General features: G+C 65.9%; 2 protein-coding genes. Both read right to left on the reverse strand.

What is annotated here, in order from left to right:
- A partial coding sequence (locus MTX34_RS25395) for a cytochrome c biogenesis protein ResB (RefSeq protein WP_032400877.1) occupies window positions 1-1,439 on the reverse strand: 1,439 nt, incomplete at its 3' end.
- Between the two features lie 34 nt (window positions 1,440-1,473).
- A partial coding sequence (gene lnt, locus MTX34_RS25400; protein WP_052061606.1) for an apolipoprotein N-acyltransferase occupies window positions 1,474-2,630 on the reverse strand: 1,157 nt, incomplete at its 5' end.

Genomic DNA, 2,630 nt, shown 5'->3' on the forward strand with positions numbered 1-2,630 from the left:
ACCAGGGACACCAGTAGTCCGGTCATCATCGTGACCGCGAACACGAGCACCCACCGCTGCGCGGGGTCGTATCCGACCTGGAGGTTCGCGAATTCCTTGGCACCGTCGAACCGGACGACGGTGCCGTCGGAGAGGGTCGTCGATTCTCCGGGCCGCAGGTTGACCCGGTCCTGCTTGACCAGCCGGCCCTGGTTGATCATCTCCTGGTCCAGGGAGAAGATCGACTGCGGGATGCCGGTGTCGAGACCGGTGTCGCCTTTGTAGATGTCCACTGCCACCGCGGGATCGACCAGTTCCGGGAAGCGGGAGGAGAGCAGGTTGCCGTTGAATTGCGCGGTGGGCGCGAAGAGTCCTTCGATGGCGATCTGCCCTCGGCGGCGCTCCTCGGCGGTGGCGTAGGTCCCCCCGGGTGGGTCGAATCGCAGCGCGCCGCTGCTGAGGAACGTGGTGGCGTCGTCGGGGCGGAACTGCAGCGCTTCGGTGCGGGTCTGGCCGTCGGGGAAGGTGACGGTGAACTCGGGGGCGTAGCCGTGTCCGGTGAGGTAGATGCGTTCGTCGCCGAGCCGGAGGGGTTCGTTGACTTTGAGTTGATAGTCGCGCCAGGTGTCGGCGGCGATGTCGTCGGCGCTCTGGTAGGAGATGTTCGAGGTGAACATCTCGGCCTGACCGTTCTCGAGGTAGTCGGCGGTGAAATCTCTGACCCGGATACAGAACGGCTCGAGTCCGGTGCCGTCGGTGCTGTTGCCGGCGCGAAAGGAGTCGTAGATCGCGGGCGAGGTGTTGCAGAAACCGGGCCCGTTGTCGGCGATGACGATGACCGAGCCTTCGTAGCCGAACAGTTTGCCGATCGCGATGGCCGCGAGCAGACCGATCAGCGAGAAGTGAAACAGCAGGTTCCCGGCCTCGCGGGTGTAGCCCTTCTCCGCCGAGAGAGTCAGTGCCCCATCGGGCTCGGGTCGAACGGCGGTACGCCACCCTTTCAAGTGCCGCGCGATGTCGGCGATCACCTTCTCGGGGTCACCGGCGAGGGTGCCCGAATGATGCAACGGTAGTCGAGTGAGGTTTCGCGGTACTCGAACAGGTTGTGCGCGAAGAGCTTTGCCGTGCTCGATCAACCGGGGAGTCAGACAGCCGATCAGCGACACGAACAACAGGACGTAGATCGCGGTGAACCAGGAACTCGCGAACACGTCGAACAATTCCAGCGTGTCCATCACCGGCCCGAGAACCGGACGCGCGGCAATGAAAGAATCGACGGCCTGGGTATTGAGATTGCGCTGCGGCAGCAAAGCGCCGGGGACAGCTGCGGCGGCGAGGAGGAACAGCAGCACCAACGCTGTCCGCATCGACGTCAGTTGTCGCCACCGGTTGCGCAGCATCGCCACTGTTCTGCGCACCAGTCCCGGCGAGTGCGCACGGGGGTGTTCGTCGATCGTCATCTCCGCACGCCCTTCACCGACCACCATCTAAATACTACGCGACATAGTAGTTTGCGGGGTTCGGTGTGATGGAGCGTGGTCGGCGCAGCAGCGAGAACGCCAGTGCTGCACCAGCGCCGGTGGCGGCAATCCATTCCGGAACGCTGCCGGTGATCGTCGCCGGGGTGAGGGTGGTGCTCAGTGACACCTCGGTGACGACAGCTGCGGGGGTGAACAGCTCCGTGCGCTCGACGACCTCCCCGCGTGCATCGATGACGGCGCTGACGCCGCTGGTGGCCGACACGACGACGCTGCGCCCGTGTTCGACCGCTCGTACCCGCGACATGGCGAGTTGTTGATAGGTCATGTTCGTCCGACCGAAAGTGGCGTTGTTGGTGGGCACTGCGATCAGCTGGGCACCGGCGCGCACGGAGTCGGTGAGCAACGAGTCGAAGGCGACCTCGTAGCAGGTGGCCACCGCGACGTGCACTCCGGCGAGGTCGAGGACGCCGTTGCCCTGGCCCGGGGTGAAGTTTCCTGCCTGGGCGGCATAGGGAGAGAGTGCGGTGACGATCGTGCGCATCGGCAGGTACTCCCCGAACGGCACCAGTTGCCGCTTGTCGTGCCTCTGCCCGGGCCCGGTGACGGGATCCCACACGATCGAGGTGTTGCTCGTGGTGCCGTCGTCTCGGCGGAGAACCGTGCCGACGAGTACGGGGACTCCGACGGCGCGGGCCGCGGCGTCGATACGTGCGGCGGCGTCGGGGTTGCGCAGGGGATCGATGTCGGAGGAGTTCTCCGGCCAGATGACCAGGTCGGGTGCGCGTACGCGGCCGGAGTCGATGTCGGCGGCGAGCTCGATGGTGCGCTGAACATGGTTGTCGAGAACCGCGCGTCGTTGGGCGTTGAAGTCGAGACCGAGACGCGGGACGTTGCCTTGCACCAAGGCGACGGTGACCGTGTCCTGCTGCGGCGGAGCGAACAGTGGAGCCACCACCGTGAGCGCCCCTACAGCAGTGGCCACACCGATGCACGACGCTGCTGCAGTTCTGCGGGTGATGCGACCGGAGGCAACGACGCCGGCCAGAGCGGACCCGATCAGCACCACGACGAACGACAACCCCGGCGCGCCGATCACCGCAGCCAGAGGCAGCAGCGGCCCGTCGGATTGACCGAATGCGATGCGGCCCCAAGGGAAGCCGCCGAACGGGA

It is taken from the genome of Rhodococcus sp. ARC_M5, from assembly GCF_022810405.1.
In the GTDB taxonomy this organism is placed as follows: domain Bacteria; phylum Actinomycetota; class Actinomycetes; order Mycobacteriales; family Mycobacteriaceae; genus Rhodococcoides; species Rhodococcoides navarretei.